Below are 21,616 nucleotides of genomic sequence, written 5' to 3'. Positions count from 1 at the left end.
ACCTCGCAAAAGCAAGGTCCTACAAATGATCAGCTAGACTCGGTCCGCTGATTTTTTTTCTGTCTTTCCTTGCAGGCCTCTCTGGACCCCTTAAAGGTTAAATTTGTCTCATTATATCGCTCTCCTTGTCTCTTGTCAAGTAGAAGCCCGATGGGTCCGCTCATTTCCCATCTGTCTCAGGAGAAAACCCTTCTGGTAGCGGTGGGATATACTGTAAAGCGATGCGATTTTCTGGCTTGCGATCGACCAAGTAGAGAACCAACAAAAAGATCCATTCCAGGGGCTTCATCAGATAGTAAATGACATCCATGGCCCATTTCTTCTTGATATGTTTGGCAAAGGGGTAGCCATAGCGGTCATAATTACGACGCAGGAAGCGATGGAAACGTGGCGTTTTTTCTTCTAGAACCTGCTCAAAGGCATTGGCAATACAGAGCTGGCGATTCACCACAACAGGATGACCATGCCGGACTCCCATCCGTTGGGGCTTGACAACTTTTTCATGGCCACCAGCCGCAACCGTACAGAGATAGTGCTCATCCATGATGAGATTCTGAGGAGGGATCTTTTCCGAGAAGGTCCAATCTGCCGTATTGGTCCAGGCCTTGACCAAGCTATCAGGACGTTGACCAAAGAGCATGAGAACCATGACCAATAGCGCTAACAAGGGGAGGGCAAAGACGACTGCCAACCAAGGCCAGTGTTTGGATTGGTGGAGGATCAGGTGAAAGCGCTGGAGAATTGGATTGTCATAGGCCCTAATGGGATCAGCACCCTCCCACTCCTTCATCCTGGTCCGCAGGAGGCTAATGGAATAAACCAACAAGAAGACCGTGTGACAACCGATGACTTGCACCTGGATGTCAAATACCGCTAACAATACCAATCCCATCAATATCCCACTGATACAAAAGATATTTAAAATTGGGGACAAGGAATTAGCATCCCTATAAGAATAAATGACCAGCGCTAGGAAGGAAATCAATGCCAAAGTAAGAATCGTCGGGAGAGCCTCCGACCAAATCATGGTATGCTTCTGCTCATTGATGAGCTGTTTGGTCCAATCATAATCTGTCAAATCCTTTACTAGATAGATGACGAAGGATTCAAGGATACAGCCAAAGACTCCTATCCAAAGGATTACAAAGTACTTACGATTGTTAACCCTTCGTTTAATTTTTTCCTCTTCTCTCTCATCATAGACACCGACCAGTTCCTTTTCCAATGTCTGGGCCTGAATCGTAGACCAGCGAGAAATAACATACAAAATCACAAAAATATTGGGAACAAAATAACTAACCCCTAGGGCATGAACAAGAATTGTAACACTGTATATTGCGACTCCAAAAATAGCATTCCAGAAACCCAAAGATTGGATATTTCCTCGCAAGCTACCAAGGATTAGAAAGACGTACAAACCAAGAAAGATCAATAAGTTGGTCATAAAGTTAATCTTTAATAGACTGGCTAAAAATTTGATCTCCAGTTCTTGATTCCATTTTCTGTACCAGTGAGCAATTCTTTTCATAAGGCCTCCTAAGCACTATTTGTCATCATTCTATCAAGCTACAATCAATCCTTCAATTCTAAACCTGTTTTATAGGGAAAAATCCTTCTAGAGACTGATACTAGCTAGGATTTTTTGTCAAAAGTATGTTAAAATATAAGCATGAGAATCCAACAATTACATTACATTATCAAAATCGTCGAAACAGGCTCTATGAATGAGGCGTCCAAGCAACTCTTCATCACCCAGCCAAGTTTGTCCAATGCTGTGCGGGACTTGGAAAAAGAAATGGGAATTGATATCTTCATCCGTAATCCCAAAGGAATCACTTTGACCAAGGATGGGATGGAGTTCCTTTCTTATGCCCGTCAAGTCGTCGAGCAGACCCAACTCCTAGAAGAACGCTATAAAAATCCAGTAGCCAATAGGGAGCTCTTTAGCGTATCCTCCCAGCACTATGCCTTCGTAGTCGAAGCCTTCGTCTCTCTCCTCAAGAAAAGCGACATGGAGAAATATGAACTCTTCCTACGGGAGACCAGAACCTGGGAAATCATCGATGACGTCAAGAACTTCCGTAGTGAGATCGGTGTCCTCTTCCTCAATGGGTACAACCGGGATGTCCTTTCTAAAATGCTGGATGACAGCCACCTTAAGGCAACCCACCTCTTCACTGCCCAACCTCATATCTTCGTCAGCAAGACTAACCCTCTAGCTAACAAAGAGGTGGTGAAATTAGAAGATCTAGAGGACTTCCCTTATCTCAGCTATGACCAAGGGACCCACAACTCCTTCTACTTCTCAGAAGAGATCCTCTCCCAAGAGCATCACAAGAAGTCCATCGTCGTCAGTGACCGTGCCACCCTCTTCAATCTCTTGATTGGTCTGGACGGCTACACCATTGCGACCGGTATCCTTAACAGCAACCTCAATGGAGACAATATCGTTTCCATCCCGCTAGATATCGATGACCCAATCGAGCTGGTCTACATCCAACACGAAAAAGCTAGCCTCTCTAAGATGGGTGAGAAATTTATCGAATACTTACTTGAGGAAGTCCAGTTTGATAAATAAGAACTAACTAGCTACACAAGCACAATAAAACACCTGAAACAAGTGGATTTCCACTTCTCTCAGGTGTTCTTTTATTGTCTTAATTTCGAAAATACTTCCCCAATCTTCCCTTCGATAACCAGGTCTGCCTCTTTGTCCTGGGGAATGCTGGTTTTATTAATGACGACCAGCTTCTTCCCTTGGAAATACTGGATCAAGCTGGCTGCTGGGTAGACGACGAGGGAGGTACCACCGATGATCAGGAGATCCGCCTCTTGGATAGCTTTGGCTGCTTGGCTAAAGACCTCCATATCGAGGGGTTCCTCATAGAGGGTCACATCCGGCTTGACCACCTTACCACAATCGAGACAGTGTGGAACAGGACCTTCTAAAGCTAGAAAGGACTCTAAATCATAAAAGCGCTGGCAACCTGTACAGTAATTACGGTCGGCACTACCATGGAGTTTCAAGACTTTCTTAGACCCCGCCATTTCATGGAGACTATCAATATTTTGCGTCACCACTGCCTTGAGCTTCCCTGTCTGCTCCAGCCGAGCCAGATAACGATGGGCCGCATTGGGCTTGGCATCTGGATAGATCAGGTATTTCTTATAAAAGTCGAAAAAGTCCTCTGGATAGCGCTCAAACATGGTATGAGAGACCAGTTGCTCAGCCGTAAAATGCCGACCTAAGGTGACACTATAGACCCCATCTGAGCTACGAAAGTCAGGAATATTGGACTCCGTGGACACTCCTGCCCCACCGAAAAAGACGATCCGTTGACTATGATCAATAACCTCTTGCAATTCTTTCAATTTATCCATCTCATACTCCTTACAAAAGAGCCTCGATAGCAGCATTGGCCTGGTCGAAATAAAAAGGTTCTCTCTGATAAACAATCCCCGTCTCCTGGGCCAAGCTCACTAAGAGCTCCATAAAATGCTGGGAAGAGAAACCAGTCGTCCGGTGCAATTCTTCCTCATCAAAGGGTTTGATCAAGTGGGCCAAAGGATTGCGAACAGATTTTTCCAACTCCCGCAGTTGCTTAGCTGCATCTTTGGTGGAATCCGGCAAGTCCAAGAGTATGATCAACTCCGTCAAACTGGACGAATTGACTGCACTCTCGCTATGGAAATTCTGCAAGGCTGGATTGTCAGATGCCCGGATCTTGTCAAACTTCCAATGGTCATAGCTGGACTCCTTGGAGTTGTGAATGTAGTCTGCAATATCAGGGATCTGCATCTCAATCAAGCGCATAAAAATTCGGTAAATAGCGGGACTCACCGCACGAATAAAGTCGATAATCTGATCGTTGCGGAGCTTGGCCTCTAAATCGTACAGATAGTTAGCCAGTTGCTCCTCTTCTGGGTCCTCATGCCAAAAAAGCTGAAAACCTGTTGTATCTAGCAAGTCGGTTCTCAACTTTTGGTTCATGATCGGTTGGATATTGAGCTCTCGACGCTCGGTCATTAACTGCAATAAGGTCAAGACCAGCTCCGGAACTTCCTTCTGCTTCTTAGCAGAGCGTAGGGCCCGACTATACTGGTAGGTCTGCAGGTCGTAGAGCCACTCATCATGAAGGTATTCTGTCATTAGTCTGCGATCAAGGTCTCAAGACCAACTTTCATCATATCAGTGAAAGTATTTTGACGTTCTTCAGCAGTCGTGTCCTCATCTGGATTAACCAAACTGTCTGAAATCGTCATGATGGCAAGGGCATCCACATGATGCTGAGCCGCCAAATAGTAAAGAGCTGCTGCTTCCATTTCCACAGCTTTGATGCCCCATTTACCAAGCTCTAAGTTCTTTTCACCATAGTTTGAATAGAAGACATCAGATGACAAGACATTGCCGACGTGAGTGGTCATACCAAGGTCTTTGGCAATGTGGTAGGCTTTATCTAGCAAATCAAAGCTAGCGATTTGTGGGAAATCGTATTGAGGCCAATCGTTGCGGATGATGTTTGAGTTGGTTGCGGCAGCTTGCGCCAAGACCAATTCACGAACGTGGACATCGCCATTCAAAGAACCAGCCGTTCCCACACGGATCAATTTCTTCACGCCGTAGTCTACGATCAACTCACGTGCATAGATAGAGATGGATGGCATCCCCATTCCAGTTCCCATAACAGATACACGATGACCTTTGTAGGTACCCGTGTAACCAAACATGTTTCGAACTTCGTTGAAGCAAACAGCGTCTTCTAAAAAGTTCTCAGCGATAAATTTCGCACGAAGAGGATCTCCAGGAAGGAGAATTTTATCAGCAATTTCACCTTGCTTAGCAGCAATATGGATAGACATAATTAAGATATAAAGGGCGACAGAGAACAAAGTAAAAATAGGAAACTGACGACGCATCGTAGATGCTAGACAGTTTATCTTTTTTACACAGTTCTCCGCCCGTATTCAATTCAGCGAATACGGTTAACCCATCCTTTCTTTTTTTATTGAGTAATTAGAAAAGCTTTCCGCTCGTGTTCAAATCAGAACACATGCTCTACCTTTCTGTGTGTATTTTGTTTAGAAAAGCTTTCTGCTCGTGTTCATAGAGAACACACGTTCTAGCTTCTTGTTTTTTTCTTATAGGTCAGGCCTCAGATTCTATTTGAACCCCAGACTAACCTGCCCTATTGCGTATACATCAATTATACCATAAGAAGATAGGATTCATCTAGCTTGTAGGGTAAATCCCCTCCATAAAAAGCTCCTGAATCTTATCTACTTGAAGACTCCTTTAATTTTCTCCCCATCATACGATCCAATCTTTGGGACAAACCAGCAGTTAGAAAGGCTGTTAGTAAAAGGTAAGGCAGCGCATCTAATCCTTGACCTGTAAAGCCAATCACCAAACCTGTTGCAGAAAAGGGAGCCTTTAAGGTCACGGTCAAAAAGCAAACAGCGCCAATAAGTAAGATGGTAGATGGACTCTCAAGTCCAAAAGCTAGAGTGAAAAATGCCGCTCCTGCCATCCCCAAGGCAAAGGAAGGCGTCAAAGTCCCTCCATAAGCTCCCGCCCAGAGAGTAAGCAAAACGACAAGTGCCTTTAGGACAAACAAGAGAAATGCCGTCTTCCATGAAATTCCATTGATGACCTCTTGAGCTACCATTCGTCCATTTCCAAGAAGGTGGGGCAGTTTCTGAGCTAGGCCAGCTAAGAAAAGAAATGCAAGTGGAAGAGTCATGAGAATACGCTTGTCTTTAATCCGATGAGCAGTAACTTGCTTGGTCAATCGCGCAAATCCAAAGGCTAGGGGCGTTAAGACCAAGACTAAGATTGGCATCAACCACAACACCTGTAGTGACCAAGTCGTAACCGGCAGCTTGTAGAGTGCATGATCTGAAATCACCCAACCTGCCGTATAAGCAGCCACATATGTGGAAATCCCTGCCAAGAAAAAGCGTTTAAGTAAAAATGCAATGCCTAAGGTTTCAAAAATAAAAAACACACTCGTTAATGGGACTTGGTAAACCGCAGCCAATCCTGCTCCCGCCCCACAAGCGATCAAAAAAACACGATCTGCCAGCGTCAGGCCAAAACCTTTCGCAAGACGACCTGCCAACAAGGCCCCGGTCTCTCGGGGCGCTCCTTCCTTGCCGATCGGTGCTCCTCCTCCAACAGCCACAATTTGCCAGCTAGAATGGAGCAATTGTCTCCAGAAATGAAGGGAAAGACGGGAATCTTCCTCATTCATCTGCCCCTTGATGGAGAGAAGCTTCCCCTTTCGTTGCAAAGAATACCAGACTAAGGCTGAAGTAAGACCTACAATTAGTAAATTGATTCCTATCCGATAAGGGGGAACTCCATCCGTCAAAAAACTAGACTCATGCTCGGAGTGACCAAATACTAGCCCTTCAACAAATTCCAGAAGATCATGAAGAATAATACCTGCAAAACCCGAAACAAGCCCTAGCAGACAAGCTGCTAGGACTATTCTCAGTTTATAGGGAATTGCTTGGATGATTCTCACAATTCTTTCCATCTTTTTTACAATTCAGCAAGAATCGCTTTCAGCAATCCTTTGAAGTCTCCTTTGACGCGCTCAGTCACTTCGACTACTTCTTCGTGGTTGAGCTCTTCTTGGAAACCAGCCGCAAAGTTAGTAATACATGAAATACCAAGAACCTTCAAGCCAGAATGAGCCGCAATAATGACTTCAGGAACAGTTGACATACCGACAGCATCTGCACCAAGTGTCTTATACGCACGGATTTCAGCTGGGGTTTCGTAGGTAGGACCTGTCACACCGATATAAACCCCATCATCCAGTTTAATGCCCAATTTGTCTGCTACTTGATGAGCAGTCTCACGGTATTCTGGAGTGTAAGCTTTCGACATATCAGGGAAACGTGGACCAAAGTCATCCAAGTTTTCACCGATCAATGGGTTTTGACCTGTCATATTGATGTGGTCAGTAATAGCCATCAAGGTACCAGGACCGAAGCCGATACCTCCAGCAGCGTTGGTTACAAGCACTCCTTCACATCCCAAAACTTTCATGACACGAACTGGGAAAGTCACCACTTCCAATGGGTTTCCTTCGTAGAAGTGGAAACGACCTTGAAGAGCCAAGACTTTGCGTCCAGCAAGATCACCATAAACCAATTTACCAGCGTGTCCGACGACTGTTGATTGACCCCAGTTTGGAATGTCAGCATAGTCTACTACGACTGCATTTTCGATTTCTTCAGCCAATTCTCCAAGACCTGATCCAAGGATCAAACCGAACTCAGGAGCTTCGATTCCTTTGCCCTTCAAAAATGCTGCTGTTTCATTGATTTTTGCTACTAATGTCATTGTGTATCTCCTTTTATTTCTTAAGTAATCTACCAATTTTGTCAAAGGTATTAGCGTTACGAATAGTGATCTGGCGATAGAAAGGCATCTTCATCAGATGTTTGTGGTAGGCGGTTTTAGCGTAGCTGTCTTCTGAGAATTTCCCCCAGAAAACCGCTGATTTGCCAAAGTGAAGCACCTCATCTCCTAGCTTCAAAGCAAGCAACTTCTCTTCTACAGATTCCCTATCCAAGCCCTCCGTATAAAAGAGCACGTCCTTTCGAGCCATTTCTTCTGTCCACCATTCCGGTAACCGCGCACATTCCTCTTCGTAGTCTTGACGACTCAGGAGAGAAAAGCGCTGAATGAAGGGATAGGCTTTCTCAAAGAAAGTCGACAGGCACTCCACTAACTGAGAGCGAGAAAGATCTGTCGTAAAGAAGATATTGCCACTATTGATGTAGGTTTCCACCTGGCTGAGGCCCAGCTCGGTCAATTGCTGACGCAGATCCGCCATGACCACCTTATTCTTGCCGCCAACATTGATTCCTCTTACGAGTAAAGCAAAACGCATCATCTTATACTAATTTATCTAAGAAGCTTTCACCGATCATGGCTTTCTCAACACCGAAGTTGTCCGCCACTGTAGCTGAGATATCTGCAAAGTGTCCAACTGGGAGCAAGCCACTTCCTTTGAAGGATGGGCTGTAAGCCAAGAATGGGATGTATTCACGCGTATGGTCTGTGCCAGCGTAAGTTGGGTCATTTCCGTGGTCAGCCGTAATCATCAGGAGATCGTCTTCTTTCATTGCAGCGATGATTTCTGGTAAGCGCTCATCGAACTCATGCAAGCAATCACGGTAACCATGTGGATCACGACGGTGACCGTAAAGAGCATCGAAGTCCACCAAGTTAGTGAATGAGAAACCATGTTTGAATTCTTCAGATTTCATTGCTTTGATCAAGTTGTCAATACCGTGGCTGTTTGATTTGTTGTGGCCCATATCGTGGTTGATACCAGCACCGTTGAAGATATCGTTGATCTTACCAACTGCATAGGTATCGATGCCTGCTTCGTTCAATTTGTCCAAAACAGTTGGAGCAAATGGTGAAACAGCCAAGTCACGACGGTTAGCCGTACGAGTGAAGTTTCCAGGGTCACCAACGTAAGGACGGGCAATGATACGACCTAGAAGAGCTGGACGTTCCAAAGTGATGGAACGAGCATATTCACAGATACGGTAAAGTTCATCCAAAGGAATGATGTCTTCGTGAGCTGCGATTTGAAGAACAGGGTCAGCTGATGTATAGATGATCAACTCGCCAGTTTCCATTTGGCGTGGTCCGAAGTCATCGATAACAGCTGTACCAGAATAAGGTTTGTTGGCTTCGCGGATGACCTTGCGACCTGAGAATTCTTCGATTTTTGTCAAGATTTCTTCTGGGAATCCATTCCAGAAAGTATCAAAGGGTTCTGTAATATTAAGACCCATGATTTCCCAGTGACCTGTCATGGTATCTTTTCCAAGAGAGACTTCTTCTAACTTCGTTGCGTAACCAGTTGGATTGCTCTCAGCTGGAACAGTCTTCAAGGCTTGTTCACGAGGAATATTTCCAAGACCAAGTTTTGCCATGTTTGGCACATTCAAACCAACTGCTTTTGAGATGTGTCCAAGTGTGTCAGATGCACCATCAGGTACACCAGCATTGACAAAGTTATTAGCATCTGGAGCTGCTCCGATCCCTACTGAATCCAAAACCACTAAATGCATACGATTAAATTTTGGCATATTGAATGTCTCCTTTATCATTTAAACTGAATACAGTATAACACAATTTTTTGAAAATGTAACGCTTTCATATAAAATTTTATAAATAAGTTCTATATCCTTAGAAAAAAGGACAAAATGCCCTTCTTTAAAGTGATTTGCTAATGATTTTTGGACCTTCCGGTGTCCCTACGATGACTTTAGAAACCATTCCTAAAAAGAGACCATGGTCAACAACACCGACAGTCCGGTCCAACTCTTCTGCCAAGGCTTCAGCGTCTGGGATCACTTTCAAATCCAAATCGATGATAAAGTTCCCTTGGTCGGTCACAAAGCGCTGGCCATCTTTTTCACGATAAGCTGGAGAATAGCCCTTCTTTTCAAAATGACGGAAAAGATTCTCTGCTCCGTATTGAACGACTTCCACTGGCAGTTTAAAGGCACCAAGTGTCTCCACTTGTTTTGACTCATCGACAATCCAGATGCAGTCTTTTGAGTTGGTTGCAACGATTTTCTCCATCAAGAGGGCACCGCCTCCACCTTTGATTCCGTTCAAAGCTGGGTCTACTTCATCCGCACCATCTACGGTCAAATCCACTACTTCGACATCGTCAATCGCTTTTAGAGGAATACCCAAACCTTCAGCCTGTTCATAGGTCACGCTTGAGGTCGTTACAGCTGTAATCTGCAAACCTTCTTCCTTGATACGACGTCCCAATTCAGCCACAAAATAATAAGCAGTTGACCCTGTACCGAGACCGACAATCATGCCGTCTTTGACAAACTCAGCCGCCTTAATGCCTACCTGTTCTTTTAGGTTTACCATCTTAGACCTCCATTTCTATTCATATTTAGTATAGCATATTGGCGGACAGATTTCACTACTTAACTGAAAACCTTTTCACCTCCACCTTCTAAAAGCAAAATCTTGCCCCTCTTGCTAGTTTACGATAGAATAGAAGAGAATACAGGAAAAGAGAAGATACATGATTACTAGAGAATTTGATACCATCGCTGCGATCTCGACTCCACTCGGTGAAGGGGCTATCGGGATTGTCCGCTTGAGTGGAACAGACAGCTTTAAAATCGCACAAAAGATCTTCAAGGGTAAAGACTTGACCAGCGTGGCTAGCCATACCCTCAACTACGGCCATATCGTGGATCCAGATAAGGATGAGATCCTCGACGAAGTTATGATCGGAGCTATGCGTTCACCAAAGACCTTCACTCGCGAAGACATCATCGAGATCAATACCCACGGTGGGATTGCTGTGACCAATGAAATCCTGCAATTGGTGATCCGCGAAGGTGCTCGATTAGCTGAGCCAGGTGAATTTACCAAGCGGGCCTTCCTTAATGGTCGTGTCGATTTGACCCAGGCTGAGGCGGTCATGGATATTATCCGCGCCAAGACTGACAAGGCTATGAACATCGCTGTCAAACAGTTGGATGGATCCCTATCTGACCTCATCAACAACACGCGCCAAGAGATCCTCAATACCCTGGCTCAGGTCGAAGTCAACATCGACTATCCAGAGTACGACGATGTCGAGGAAGCAACGACTGAGATCATCCGTGAGAAGACCACTGAGTTTGAAGCCCTCTTGACCAATCTCCTCAAGACAGCTCGCCGGGGCAAGATCCTCCGCGAAGGGATCTCTACTGCTATCATCGGCCGGCCAAACGTCGGCAAGTCTAGCCTTCTCAACAACCTCCTGCGTGAGGAAAAAGCCATCGTGACTGATATTGAAGGGACAACCCGGGACGTCATCGAGGAATACGTCAACATCAACGGTGTGCCCCTCAAGCTGGTCGATACGGCTGGGATCCGCGAGACCGAGGACATCGTCGAACGCATCGGAGTGGAGCGCTCTCGCAAAGCCCTTAAAGAAGCCGACTTGGTCCTTCTGGTCCTCAATGCAAGTGAACCTTTGACCGATCAGGATCGCCAGTTGCTGGAAATTTCCCAAGATAGCAACCGCATCATCCTCCTCAACAAGGTCGATCTCCCGCAGCAAATCGAGTTGGACGAGATTCCTGCTGATCATATCAAAATTTCTGTCCTGAAAAACCAAAATATCAACCAGATCGAAGACCGGATTAACGCCCTCTTCTTCGAAAATGCTGGCCTGGTCGAGCAAGATGCTACTTATCTCTCAAATGCCCGCCACATCTCTCTCATTGAGAAAGCCGTTGAAAGCCTCCAAGCAGTCAATGAAGGCTTGGCTATGGGCATGCCAGTGGACTTACTCCAAGTCGATCTGACCCGTACTTGGGAAATCCTTGGAGAGATCACAGGAGACGCTGCTCCAGACGAGCTCATCACCCAACTCTTCAGCCAGTTCTGTCTTGGAAAATAAGATTCAAAAAAATCGTATGTTTGAAACATACGATTTTTCTATTCTTAATTTCCTTGGTCCAGACTTTGGACGGTGAGGTAGGCTTGGTAGACCAAGAAGAGTCCTACTGCTGTCAAGAATGGAATAGCGAGAGGGAGTTCTGTCTCGATTTGGCCAAATGGTGAATTGCCGACAAAGTGAAGGCCAAAACCAGATACAAAATAGAACCAACCCGTCAGCATCAACTCCTTGCGACCTTTTGTCGCTTGAACGATCAAGAACAGACCCACCATGAAGAGGGCTGTGTAGACCCAGTGTGATACGACCCCATTCATGATCCGACCTAGGATACCAGATACTGCGTATGAGAAGCCTTCTGGCATGTCTTGACGGATATAGGCAAAGTCCTCCACAATCTGGAAACCAAGACCAGATGCAATCGCTAAAAGGAAGATGGATTTGATCCGACGTACATTGAACAAGTAGAGGACAAAGAAGATCGGAATCAACTTGAAGGGTTCCTCAAAGAGTGGTCCTGCGATGGCACTCTCATACTGGTTCCAAAAATCGCTATTTGGCGCTACCGCTTGAATTATCTCATGGAAATAGGTATTGGCAAAACTTGACAGCCAACCTGCGATAAATCCCCCACCTAGGAGAGAAAAAAGAACCGGAATCCAAGACAACTTCCACTTCTTGGCGAAATGAAAGAGAGCCCAAACAGCAGGAATAGCATATACTAGGAGCAAGAGGACAGAGATACCAATAATCCCATACTGACTGCCTGTCATCCAACCAGCTGTGATAGACTGCGTCTCATAGGCCAGACCAATCGAGAGCAAGAACAAAAATAGAAACAAAATCGATTTGCGTTTCATAAAAAACCTTTCTTTAAAACAATTAAAAAGGCTGGAATCCCAGTCTTTTTGTCTATATGGATATTGTAACAATAAAAGCTTAAAAAAACAATAAATGGATACGGGTAATAGAGATTGCTGGTGACTGCAAATTATTGAAGGCATTTTGGGACCATTCAAAACAACAGAGCTCTAGAACTAGGAAACATTAATACTATCACTCCACACATCCCACGTAGATAATTTCCCTTATGTTTTTTAATATTCTTCAAAACTATATCTTGTACAATTTATTTAATCTTTCTAGCTCTGATACATTCATACACACTTCTACTCCAGTAACTACTCCCTTACTATAAATAATTCCACAAGAAAACACAATCCTATCCGTACTCAAAAAATTTGACAATACTACAAATGATTCCAAAACATAATCCTCTATAGTAATAAAACAATTATTTTCATCTTTAAAAAACTTTATAAATCCAATATCCTCACACCTATCACGAAAATAAAACCTAAGTGATTTTAAGTAATAATCAAAAAACACATCATTTTCCATAGAACCCCCCTTCATTTTTAAAATATTCTGTTATATCATACAAAAAATAAATTTTGGGAGCAGTCGAAACAACACAGCTCTAAAACTCACTCAACCTCCTCAACTTCCATTTCCTCGCATTCAGTTGTACAGTTACTTAAATCTTGAGAGTACAAAAACCAACTCCAGAAACAGCCTTACCGATACTAGGTTAAATAGAAAATGATTTCATATTTTTCTCCTTCGGTCTACTGGCAAATCCTTTCTCCGACGTAAAATGGTTACTTCGCTGACAGGGATTTTTCCTGATGCATACGTGATAAGACCATACTTATCATCCATCAATTCCGCACCATCTGCTATATTGTTTTCATTTAAAAATTCTTTATCAGAAACTAATATTCGCACATAAGAATCGGGTGCTGTAAAATCATCATCTCCACGCTTGTGACCAGCTATTTCAAATTCCTGACCTTTATACAAAACACGATCATAAACCGAATACCTCTGACTAACCTCACTATAAGGCACAAGCTTCCCGTATACGCCTTCTCCGGCATCATCTACATAGGAACTATAGGGAACGTAGCCTTCTTTCAACATTGCCGGATCTTTTGAAAGAAGAATATAGTCATTTATATAATTCACAAAATTCGAGTATACTTTGTTTTGGTAAACTAGATATTCTTTATCCATTTTATCCCTCCACGTATTCCATTATAGCACAAAAAGAGAGCGTTCCCGCTCCCTTTATTACTCCGGCAATTCCACCTTCAAGCTCATATCTGTTGGTTGTAACACTTTCTGAACAGCTGCGAGAAAGGCCAATCCATTATCAGATGGAGAGTATTGGAAAGTAATTTGGATGATTTTTTTGTCAAACTTATCACCGTATCGCTCCACATACTGCTTGCTTTCGAGGAAGTGAATACAATTGTTGATTTTTTCCTGCAGAATTTCCAGATGGACTGCTTCTATCTCTTCCTCCCAGCCAACTGGATCCACCAGAAGAAGTCCTAAATGACTATCAACAACACCAATAGCATCAAGTTCAGTTGGTTTGAGCTCTGAGGAAATTGCTTTTTGTATCAGTTCTTCAAATTCTTGATTGGAAAACAACCGTTTAATAGATGATGGATTTACTAAAATCCGAACTGGTGAAGATCTAAAATAATTTTGTCCGGCTACTTTCTTACTTTCTTTTGTCACCCATTCTCCAGTTTGTAAGAATAGTTCAACCTCATAAGCATCCTGTTCTGACCTTAAAGCCTTGTCCACTAATTCTTTACTAACTGGATAAGTAACTTCTCTATCTTGGAAACCTCCTGTCATCCAGGACATTGTATAATTGCCATTTTCTTCAGTTATAATGAATCCATTCCCCTTTATCTGATTCATTTAAAAATAAACCCTTTCTATTTTCCCCATAAGCTATTTCAATGGCGATACATAATCATCTGGAAGTTTGCCTCTCCAGTCAATCCATTTCCGTTCAGCAAGTGGAATTAATCTTTCAAGCTCTTCCTGAGTAAATAATTCCCAACTCTTAGGACTAGCTATTAAAGGAGTTAAGCCTTTTAATACAAATTGTTTCTCACTAGCTTTCTTCTCTTCTTCCGTCGGTGGCCAACAATTGTGTTTAATCTTCCAAGAAATTTCGAGTAGCGATCTCTCTCCACTATCTAATAGAGAGAATAATTCTTGGGGTAATTCATAAACCACTAACCAAGAAGCTACAGTTCCCTCTTCTGAAACTAAATAATATTTATCCTCATTTTTCCAGATGGATTTCCCATATCCTTCAACCTCTTCAAACTGGATAACATCTTCCCATTCTAGGTTTGTTGGTTTCATTTTATATCTCCTAATGCAAGTTTATCTATCAACCAAAATATCATAAAATTCAGATTTCGTTTATTATTCTTTAGTAAGCCGGACCATCTTTTATCCATTTTCTAGTTTCTAAATCCACATCAAAATAGAAATCACTTCGACCAGATTTATCAAAACAATCCTCTTTAAGAGCCTCGCATACAATTCTCAGTTTCTTCTTACTTATCTCAGAAATATATAGCATAGTAAATCCTGCAGGAGATTCAATTTTGTCGATTTTCTCACCTTCTAAATTATAAACCTCTAGTTGTGATGGAACGTCAAAATCGCTGGATGAGCGAAATATGCTCAAGATACGCTGATATTTAGGACTAAAGCGAAGACAATGTAAATGATGAAAACTAACCTGATGCTTCCCATTATGATTCCAATCTAGGGTTCCTTCTAGTAGATTTTGTTGCCCTAACCATTTTCCTTCTAAACTAAAGTAGAAAATGGATTTGCTTACAAAGTTTTCTCCACTATAGACAATTATAATATTTTCATCTTTATGATATTCCGCATGAATGATATCTGGTAATTCTATCTTTATTTCACTACCATCCCACTCCCAAGTGAGCATCTGTTCACTGTAATCAATTTTCATCACCCTTCTCCTACTCTAACTCAGATAAATTCGATCTGAATTGTTTGCTCCGTCATCATGGAGTTCACTTCCTCGACAAGTTTATCTATCTCGTTCTGTGTGATAGGAATGTGGTTGTAAGGTGGCTCCCAATTCTGTATGCTTGACCTATATACAATAAAGCTACCATCAGTCAGCAACTCTCCCTCTTCTTTTAAAACATAGCCATTTTCATAGTCAAATGTGATGATAGACCTTGTACCAGAAATTTTCATTCTACTCCCTTTTCTTTATCCCTTTCAGACTAAACTTGTAGAGCACTCATAATCTTTTAATTTGGTATTCCAAAATGATAGGACTACCTTAAAAATCAATGTTCTCATTTTCCACTATTATACCATACAAGCACTTTCCCCAAGATCCATCCTTCCATAAACCAATAAAAAAACACTGAATCGGCACTGCACCCATAAAATGAGACACAAGAAAACACTCCTGTTGAAATCTGGTAAACTAGAAACAGGAGTGTTTTGTTATGGTCAAAAAAGCATATTCGGTAGAAACTAAGCTAGCCTGTATCGAAATGAAGAAGGCGGGTAAATCAAATAAGGTTATCATGGATACCCTCGGTATCAAAAATGCTAGTCAGGTCAAGACCTGGTGGCGTTGGTATCAGAATGATGAATTGTACCGTTTCCACCAACCTGTGGGGAAACAATATACTTATGGTAAAGGAATGAAACAATTATCTGAAGTCGAACAGTTACGTTTGCAGGTGGAATTACTAAAAAAGTATCAGAGCTTGGTAAGAAAATCGACAAAGTAAGTCTTATCAAGCTAGCAGAAGAGTATAAGAAAACGTGCCCTGTATCTATTATTTTAGAGTGTTTCGGAGTCAAACGCTCCACCTTTTATCGCTGGAAACAGGAGTGTAAGAATTCTCAGAAAAGAGACGAAATAGCAGATAAAATCGAACAACTCTGTATGGCAAATCGCTTTATTTACGGCTATCGAACCATCACTCGCTTACTAAAGAAAGTTTATAACCTCGTCGTTAATCGCAAGAAGGTCTATCGTATCATGAAGGAAAAGGGCTGCCTTTGCCGTGTCCGTCCCAAGAAGGGACCTAAATTAGGGAAGCCTTACCATGTGACAGACAATAAGCTGGATCGTGATTTTCAGGCAGACAAGCCTATGGAGAAGCTTGTCACAGACATCACCTACCTCTACTTTGGAAACTGTAGACTTTATCTATCTTCGATCATGGATCTCTATAATCGAGAAATTGTAGCTTATAGCATCTCCGAGTGTCAAGATACGGACTTTGTACTCGACACACTTCATCAACTTGAGCTACCTCAAGGAGCACTTTTACACAGCGACCAGGGATCTGTTTATACCTCAAAAGCCTACTATCAGGCTTGTACAGAAAAAGGCATCACCCGCTCCATGTCCCGAAAAGGAACACCAGCAGATAATGCCTGTATCGAATGGTTTCATTCCATCCTAAAGTCTGAAACCTTCTATCTCCATAAGTGGAGAAACCTAACTAAAGATAGTATAACAGATATTGTTAAAAATTACATCATATTTTATAATGAAACTAGAATTCAACAGAGATTAAATGACCAGTCTCCTGTAGAGTACAGAAAACTGGTCGCATAAGAGGTTTTTTCTCTTGTCCCATTATTGGGGTGCAGTGCCATCTTCAGTGTTTTCTTTTCTATTTCTGTCCCCTGCTGGAATCGAACCAGCAACTACTCCTTAGGAGGGAGTTGTTATATCCATTGAACTAAGGGGACCTATAAAAAAAGAAGCGAGATTACTCCCGCCTCCTTGTTCGTCTTAACGACGGATTTCTTTAATACGAGCTGCTTTACCTTGCAATGCACGAAGGTAGTACAATTTAGCACGACGTACTTTACCGTAACGTACAACTTCAATCTTTTCTACACGTGGAGTGTGTACTGGGAATGTACGTTCAACACCGACACCGTTAGAGATTTTACGAACAGTGTACATTTCAGTGTGTCCTTGACCTTTACGAGCGATAACAACGCCTTCAAAGATCTGGATACGTTCACGAGATCCTTCGACAACTTTCGCGTGTACACGAACAGTGTCACCAGGACGGAATGCAGGGATATCAGTACGAAGTTGACCTTCAGTCAAGCTTTGGATTAATGGATTCATTTTATTCTCCTATCTTCGTCAATCTTGAGGGTTACTCCCTCAGCGGATAAACTGTATTTTTGTGCTTCCATTACGCACAAAGTTTATAATACCAAAAGAATATCCGTTTGTAAAGGATTATTGCAACTTTTTCGCAACTTTTTGTCCACCATAGATAGACAGGGCTGGAAAGAGACGCGTAGCTACCAGACAGACCAGGAGAAAGGCTGGCCAATGCTGGAAACCAAAGACCTCACACCCGATCAAGATAGGGCCAATCGTCGTCGAGGTTGCCCCAGCAAAGACTGCCGCATAGCCCAAGGCCGCTACCAGATAAACCGGAAGTCCAAAGAAAGGAGCTAGCCAGACACCTAGACTGGCCCCGATAGAAAAGAGCGGGGTCACTTCTCCTCCCTTATAGCCTGCAGCAATGGTCGTCACCGTGAAGAGGAGCTTGAGGCTCCAGTCTGCCCCAGTGATCAAACTCTTCCCATCAGCAACAGTAAAGCTTTGAGAAATCAGGTTGGTCCCCAGTCCCGTGTAGCGACCTGTCCCAATCAGATACAAGAGAATACTCAGACCGAGACCGACCACTCCAATCCTCACATAGGGATTGACAAAGGCTTGGGCAAATCTTTGTTTAAAGGTGCTTAAGAGATAGGCAAAGAGCTTGCCTGTCAGACCAAATATGATCCCCAAGAGGAGTAACTGCAAAAATACTTGTGGGGATAGGGAGAGCTTGTCAGAAATGACCTGGGTGAACTTCTCTAGACCCAAGCTGTGAGAGGTCCAACTAGCAACAAAGGCTGCGATGGTCGCAGGATAGAGAGCCCGCCACTCCAGTCTCCCAACCACTAGGACTTCCATAGCAAAGAAGATAGCAGCTAGAGGGGTCTGAAAGAGCCCGCCGAAGCCAGCGGCCATCCCAGTGACCAAATAGACCCGCGAAGCGTATGGGCCAAGCCAGTCTCTTCGAAGAGCATGGGCGACAGTTCCCCCAAGCTGGACGGCCACTCCTTCTCGACCAGCAGATCCACCAAAGAGATGGGTCAACCAAGTAGAAAGGATGGTCAAAGGAATCAAGCGCTTGGGAATGTCCTTCTCCCTTCCCTCTCCCACTTCAAAGAGAAGCTCCATCCCTTTTTGACTCTTGCCTCCATAGGTGCGATTGAGATAGGTGATCAAGATACCTGCTAGAGCCAGAAAGGGTAAGAGATAGAGAAGGTAATCCGTACGAACTTCTCCAATCCCGATCAAGACACGCCCAAAGAGGGTATCAATCACCCCGACGATCCCCCCAATCATGAGAGCGTCTAGGGTATATACTAAGGTTCTTTTACTTATCGTCATCTCAAGCACCCTCATCCCCATCTAGTTGATCGGCCTGGTAGCCTCTGGAGCGCTTCATCAAATCACGATAGGTCGCAAGGATGGTCTCTTCATAGCGCTTGTCCTGGACCAATCCAGCGACATTGGCTAAGACCTCATCTTCTCTGGCCCTATCCAAGACAGGATTTTGATGGGTTTCTTTGTACCGAATGACATCTTCTACACAGTGCATCCGGCGTTCCAATAAATGGACCAATTCTTTATCGATGCTATCAATCTCTTGGCGAATCTTCTCTAATTCCATACTGGTCTCCTCACCTTTTGCTACCCATTTTATCAAAAATCGAGCTATCTTACTAGCCCTATCCAGCTGTTGAACGTTTTCAACCACAAAAAAAGTGCCTGCCACATGCAAACACTTTTCTTAGCTATGGTTTAGCCTACTTTTGCTACGACTTCTTCTGCAAAAGCTTCTAATTTTTCAATATCTTCATCTTCAGCTGACAAGTCTACCTTGACGCACTCAGAACCTTTAACCGCACCAGTTGCTGCAAAGACACGATCAAAGTCATCGACTGCCTTACAGAACTCGTCGTAGAAGGTATCACCTGATCCAACAACACCGTAGATTTTACCATTCAAGTCAAGACCAGCTAAGTCTTCATAAAAGTCTACGATTTCGTCAGGAAGCTCCCCATCACCGTAGGTATAGGTCGCTACGACTGCAATATCAGCTTCAAGAAAGTCCTCTGCGTCTACTGTTGTACATTCGTCGACTTCTACTTCGACACCAAGATCACGAAACTTATCTGCTACGATATCAGCAATCTCTTCTGTATTTCCTGTCATACTTGCAAAAACAATCTTTGCTAATGTCATAATTCCCTCCAAATAATAATCTTATGACATTATACCACTTTCGCGCGCATTTTGCATAGGGAAGTACTGGGTGCCTTGTATTGTTCGGAAATTCGTCACCAGATGACCAGTCGACCTTTTCCTTTTCCAAACGCCCGGCTTATGCTAAAATTGAAAGAGAACTAAATGAGGTACTATATGCAGATTACACAGGACATTATAGAGAAAATCAACCAATACGATACCATTATCCTTCACCGTCATATGAATCCCGATCCGGATGCTATTGGGAGTCAGGTCGGCCTGAAAGAAATCATCCAGACCAACTTCCCAGATAAAAGAGTCCTAGCAACCGGTTTTAATGAGCCAACTCTTGCTTGGATGGCTAGCATGGATACTGTCACAGATGAGGACTATGCAGGTGCCCTGGTCATTGTCTGCGATACTGCCAACACCCCTCGCATCGATGACAAACGCTACACAAGTGGTGATTTTCTGATCAAGATTGACCACCATCCAAACGACGATGCCTACGGAGATCTCCTCTGGGTAGACACAGATTCGAGCTCTACGAGTGAACTCATTACCCTCTTGGCTCTTGAACAAAAGCTTGAAATCACTCCAGAAGCAGCCCGTCTCCTCTATGCCGGTATTGTCGGAGATACTGGACGCTTCCTCTACCCTTCAACGACGAGCCGGACTTTCGAGATGGTTTCCCACCTTCGTAGCTTTAACTTTGACTTTACCGGTCTTTCTCGTCACATGGATAGCATGAGCTTTAAGATTGCCAAGCTTCAAGGCTATGTCTATGACCATCTCGAAATCGATGAAAATGGAGCAAGTCGCGTGACCCTTACCCAAGAGCTCCTCAAACACTACCAAATCACTGATGCCGAAACTGCTGCGATTGTCTCAGCACCTGGTCGGATCGAAGACGTCAGTGTTTGGGCCATCTTTGTCGAGCAAGCCGATGGCCACTACCGCGTCCGTATGAGAAGTAAGGCTCTGGTGATCAACGAGATTGCCAAACGCCACGATGGTGGAGGCCACCCACTCGCAAGTGGAGCCAACTCTTATTCCTTAGAAGAGAACGAGCAAATCTATCGGGAATTACAGGAAGTTGCCAAAGCAAAGTAGATATTAATAACGAATCAAACAGACAGGTCAGTCGTTTCTAGTGGAGACGATTGACCTTTTTTATTTTAAACAAAAACGAATGAATGTTAATAAAATTTAGAAAAATGTGAACGATTTCTTACATTTCCATTCCAGTTTGAGGTTATTTATGCTATAATAATCACAAAAAGAGGAGACGTTTTATGCATAAACATCGTATTTTTATCATTGTCGCAGCAGCTCTTACTGCCATTTCTACCTTTTTGCCATGGAGTACACTTAATGGTGGATCCTTCGGAAGTTATTCTTTCAGTGGAATTCAAGGTGAATTTGGATGGGTCATCGTTGTCCTAGCTATTGGTGCAATCGTTCTAGCTTGCCTTCCAAACATTGCTCCACCAATGAACAAGAATTTTTCTATTGGTGTCATTGCTATCGGTATTCTTGAAAGCTTAATTACGATCATCACTTTGTTTAGAGTCTTGGGTGCTTCATCCCAATTCGGTGATGGCTTTTCTATTGGTTTTGGTTTGATTATTGCTGTAATTGCAAGTATTGCTCTTGTTGTCACAGGACTTCTTGCGATGTCTGGTGGTAAAATCACTAAAGGGACATTCCAAGAACTTGCATCAACAAGTAGAGGATTCGCACAGTCTGTTGCATCATCTGTCCAATCACCTCAACAACCTGGTCATCCTGGACAATAACAATGGCAACAACCACAACAAGGGTTTAGTCAACCTGCTCCAGGACAAGGATTCCAACAAGCGCCTCAACAGCCGCAACAAGGATTCCAACAAGCACCTCAACAGCCTCAACAAGGGTTCCAACAAGCACCTCAACA

General features: G+C 43.4%; 25 protein-coding genes and 1 tRNA gene. 5 read left to right on the top strand and 21 right to left on the bottom strand.

The window, feature by feature from the left end:
• Nucleotides 1–160 precede the first annotated feature (160 nt).
• The gene (locus tag ADF75_RS02025) at nt 161–1,528 is read right to left on the bottom strand and encodes a DUF6688 domain-containing protein (RefSeq protein WP_048689843.1); all 1,368 of its coding nucleotides are present in this window, start codon (nt 1,526–1,528) and stop codon (nt 161–163) included.
• A gap of 141 nt (nt 1,529–1,669) precedes the next feature.
• On the opposite strand from ADF75_RS02025, the gene ADF75_RS02020 reads away from it, so the two are divergent.
• Nucleotides 1,670–2,578, top strand: coding sequence for a LysR family transcriptional regulator (locus ADF75_RS02020; RefSeq protein ID WP_048689847.1), 909 nt, complete (start codon nt 1,670–1,672; stop codon nt 2,576–2,578).
• A 71-nt stretch (nt 2,579–2,649) separates the two neighbouring features.
• Here the strand turns inward: ADF75_RS02020 and ADF75_RS02015 are convergent, their stop codons facing one another.
• From ADF75_RS02015 to rpiA, 8 genes are all read right to left on the bottom strand, one after another.
• Entirely contained in the window at nt 2,650–3,381 is a 732-nt protein-coding gene (locus ADF75_RS02015) for an NAD-dependent protein deacylase (protein ID WP_048788964.1), read from the bottom strand.
• A 10-nt stretch (nt 3,382–3,391) separates the two neighbouring features.
• The gene (locus ADF75_RS02010; protein ID WP_048788963.1) at nt 3,392–4,150 is read right to left on the bottom strand and encodes a hypothetical protein; all 759 of its coding nucleotides are present in this window, start codon (nt 4,148–4,150) and stop codon (nt 3,392–3,394) included.
• Nucleotides 4,150–4,860: a purine-nucleoside phosphorylase gene (gene deoD / locus ADF75_RS02005; RefSeq protein ID WP_048789042.1), complete on the bottom strand. Its 711-nt coding sequence runs from the start codon at nt 4,858–4,860 to the stop codon at nt 4,150–4,152. Before deoD ends, ADF75_RS02010 begins: the two co-directional genes overlap by 1 nt.
• Before the next feature lie 413 nt (nt 4,861–5,273).
• On the bottom strand, nt 5,274–6,539 hold the full coding sequence (locus ADF75_RS02000) for a chloride channel protein (protein WP_048788962.1): 1,266 nt from the start codon (nt 6,537–6,539) through the stop codon (nt 5,274–5,276).
• Between the two features lie 5 nt (nt 6,540–6,544).
• Entirely contained in the window at nt 6,545–7,354 is an 810-nt protein-coding gene (locus ADF75_RS01995; protein ID WP_048788961.1) for a purine-nucleoside phosphorylase, read from the bottom strand.
• A gap of 13 nt (nt 7,355–7,367) precedes the next feature.
• Nucleotides 7,368–7,910 carry a DUF1697 domain-containing protein gene (locus ADF75_RS01990; RefSeq protein ID WP_048788960.1) on the bottom strand — a complete coding sequence of 181 codons (543 nt, stop codon included), beginning with the start codon at nt 7,908–7,910 and terminating at the stop codon, nt 7,368–7,370.
• Nucleotide 7,911: 1 nt separating this feature from the next.
• On the bottom strand, nt 7,912–9,123 hold the full coding sequence (locus ADF75_RS01985; protein ID WP_048788959.1) for a phosphopentomutase: 1,212 nt from the start codon (nt 9,121–9,123) through the stop codon (nt 7,912–7,914).
• A gap of 127 nt (nt 9,124–9,250) precedes the next feature.
• Nucleotides 9,251–9,928, bottom strand: coding sequence for a ribose-5-phosphate isomerase RpiA (gene rpiA, locus ADF75_RS01980; protein ID WP_048788958.1), 678 nt, complete (start codon nt 9,926–9,928; stop codon nt 9,251–9,253).
• A gap of 160 nt (nt 9,929–10,088) precedes the next feature.
• On the opposite strand from rpiA, the gene mnmE reads away from it, so the two are divergent.
• The gene (mnmE, locus tag ADF75_RS01975) at nt 10,089–11,462 is read left to right on the top strand and encodes a tRNA uridine-5-carboxymethylaminomethyl(34) synthesis GTPase MnmE (protein ID WP_048689881.1); all 1,374 of its coding nucleotides are present in this window, start codon (nt 10,089–10,091) and stop codon (nt 11,460–11,462) included.
• 44 nt (nt 11,463–11,506) lie between these two features.
• Here the strand turns inward: mnmE and ADF75_RS01970 are convergent, their stop codons facing one another.
• From ADF75_RS01970 to ADF75_RS01940, 7 genes are all read right to left on the bottom strand, one after another.
• On the bottom strand, nt 11,507–12,319 hold the full coding sequence (locus ADF75_RS01970; RefSeq protein WP_048689885.1) for a PrsW family glutamic-type intramembrane protease: 813 nt from the start codon (nt 12,317–12,319) through the stop codon (nt 11,507–11,509).
• Between the two features lie 253 nt (nt 12,320–12,572).
• Nucleotides 12,573–12,860 carry a hypothetical protein gene (locus ADF75_RS01965; RefSeq protein WP_239665195.1) on the bottom strand — a complete coding sequence of 96 codons (288 nt, stop codon included), beginning with the start codon at nt 12,858–12,860 and terminating at the stop codon, nt 12,573–12,575.
• A gap of 207 nt (nt 12,861–13,067) precedes the next feature.
• On the bottom strand, nt 13,068–13,535 hold the full coding sequence (locus tag ADF75_RS01960) for a hypothetical protein (RefSeq protein ID WP_048689892.1): 468 nt from the start codon (nt 13,533–13,535) through the stop codon (nt 13,068–13,070).
• Between the two features lie 57 nt (nt 13,536–13,592).
• Nucleotides 13,593–14,237, bottom strand: a complete 645-nt coding sequence (locus ADF75_RS01955) for a DUF6572 domain-containing protein (protein WP_048689894.1) — start codon at nt 14,235–14,237, stop codon at nt 13,593–13,595.
• Between the two features lie 33 nt (nt 14,238–14,270).
• Nucleotides 14,271–14,693, bottom strand: a complete 423-nt coding sequence (locus ADF75_RS01950) for a hypothetical protein (protein WP_048689895.1) — start codon at nt 14,691–14,693, stop codon at nt 14,271–14,273.
• Between the two features lie 70 nt (nt 14,694–14,763).
• Nucleotides 14,764–15,318, bottom strand: coding sequence for a hypothetical protein (locus ADF75_RS01945; protein ID WP_048689898.1), 555 nt, complete (start codon nt 15,316–15,318; stop codon nt 14,764–14,766).
• Between the two features lie 20 nt (nt 15,319–15,338).
• On the bottom strand, nt 15,339–15,572 hold the full coding sequence (locus tag ADF75_RS01940) for an Imm74 family immunity protein (RefSeq protein ID WP_048689901.1): 234 nt from the start codon (nt 15,570–15,572) through the stop codon (nt 15,339–15,341).
• Nucleotides 15,573–15,832: 260 nt separating this feature from the next.
• On the opposite strand from ADF75_RS01940, the gene ADF75_RS10110 reads away from it, so the two are divergent.
• Nucleotides 15,833–16,962 (top strand): IS3 family transposase gene (locus tag ADF75_RS10110; RefSeq protein ID WP_239665194.1). Its coding sequence is split into 2 segments (ribosomal slippage): nt 15,833–16,097 and nt 16,097–16,962, totalling 1,131 coding nucleotides; the frame shifts between segments, so codons are not numbered across the junction.
• Nucleotides 16,963–17,027: 65 nt separating this feature from the next.
• On the opposite strand, the gene ADF75_RS01925 is transcribed toward ADF75_RS10110, so the two are convergent.
• From ADF75_RS01925 to ADF75_RS01905, 5 genes are all read right to left on the bottom strand, one after another.
• Nucleotides 17,028–17,099, bottom strand: a tRNA-Arg gene (locus ADF75_RS01925).
• Nucleotides 17,100–17,142: 43 nt separating this feature from the next.
• Nucleotides 17,143–17,490, bottom strand: coding sequence for a 50S ribosomal protein L19 (rplS, locus tag ADF75_RS01920; protein ID WP_003003254.1), 348 nt, complete (start codon nt 17,488–17,490; stop codon nt 17,143–17,145).
• A gap of 117 nt (nt 17,491–17,607) precedes the next feature.
• Nucleotides 17,608–18,819, bottom strand: coding sequence for a chloride channel protein (locus ADF75_RS01915; RefSeq protein WP_048789041.1), 1,212 nt, complete (start codon nt 18,817–18,819; stop codon nt 17,608–17,610).
• A gap of 1 nt (nt 18,820) precedes the next feature.
• Nucleotides 18,821–19,102 (bottom strand): chorismate mutase, encoded by a 282-nt coding sequence (locus tag ADF75_RS01910; protein WP_048788957.1) that lies wholly within the window; start codon nt 19,100–19,102, stop codon nt 18,821–18,823.
• A 131-nt stretch (nt 19,103–19,233) separates the two neighbouring features.
• Nucleotides 19,234–19,677, bottom strand: a complete 444-nt coding sequence (locus ADF75_RS01905; RefSeq protein WP_023026746.1) for a flavodoxin — start codon at nt 19,675–19,677, stop codon at nt 19,234–19,236.
• 177 nt (nt 19,678–19,854) lie between these two features.
• Here ADF75_RS01905 and ADF75_RS01900 point away from each other — a divergent pair, with 177 nt between their 5' ends.
• Nucleotides 19,855–20,793, top strand: coding sequence for a DHH family phosphoesterase (locus tag ADF75_RS01900; protein ID WP_048788956.1), 939 nt, complete (start codon nt 19,855–19,857; stop codon nt 20,791–20,793).
• Nucleotides 20,794–20,975: 182 nt separating this feature from the next.
• Entirely contained in the window at nt 20,976–21,479 is a 504-nt protein-coding gene (locus ADF75_RS10760; RefSeq protein ID WP_239665193.1) for a lantibiotic ABC transporter permease, read from the top strand.
• Nucleotides 21,480–21,616: the final 137 nt, after the last annotated feature.

The sequence above is a fragment of the Streptococcus sp. 1171_SSPC genome, from assembly GCF_001069335.1.
GTDB classification, from domain to species: Bacteria; Bacillota; Bacilli; order Lactobacillales; family Streptococcaceae; genus Streptococcus; species Streptococcus xiaochunlingii.
Note: the sequence above shows the minus strand (reverse complement) of the source record. Positions and strands in the feature narration are given on the sequence as shown.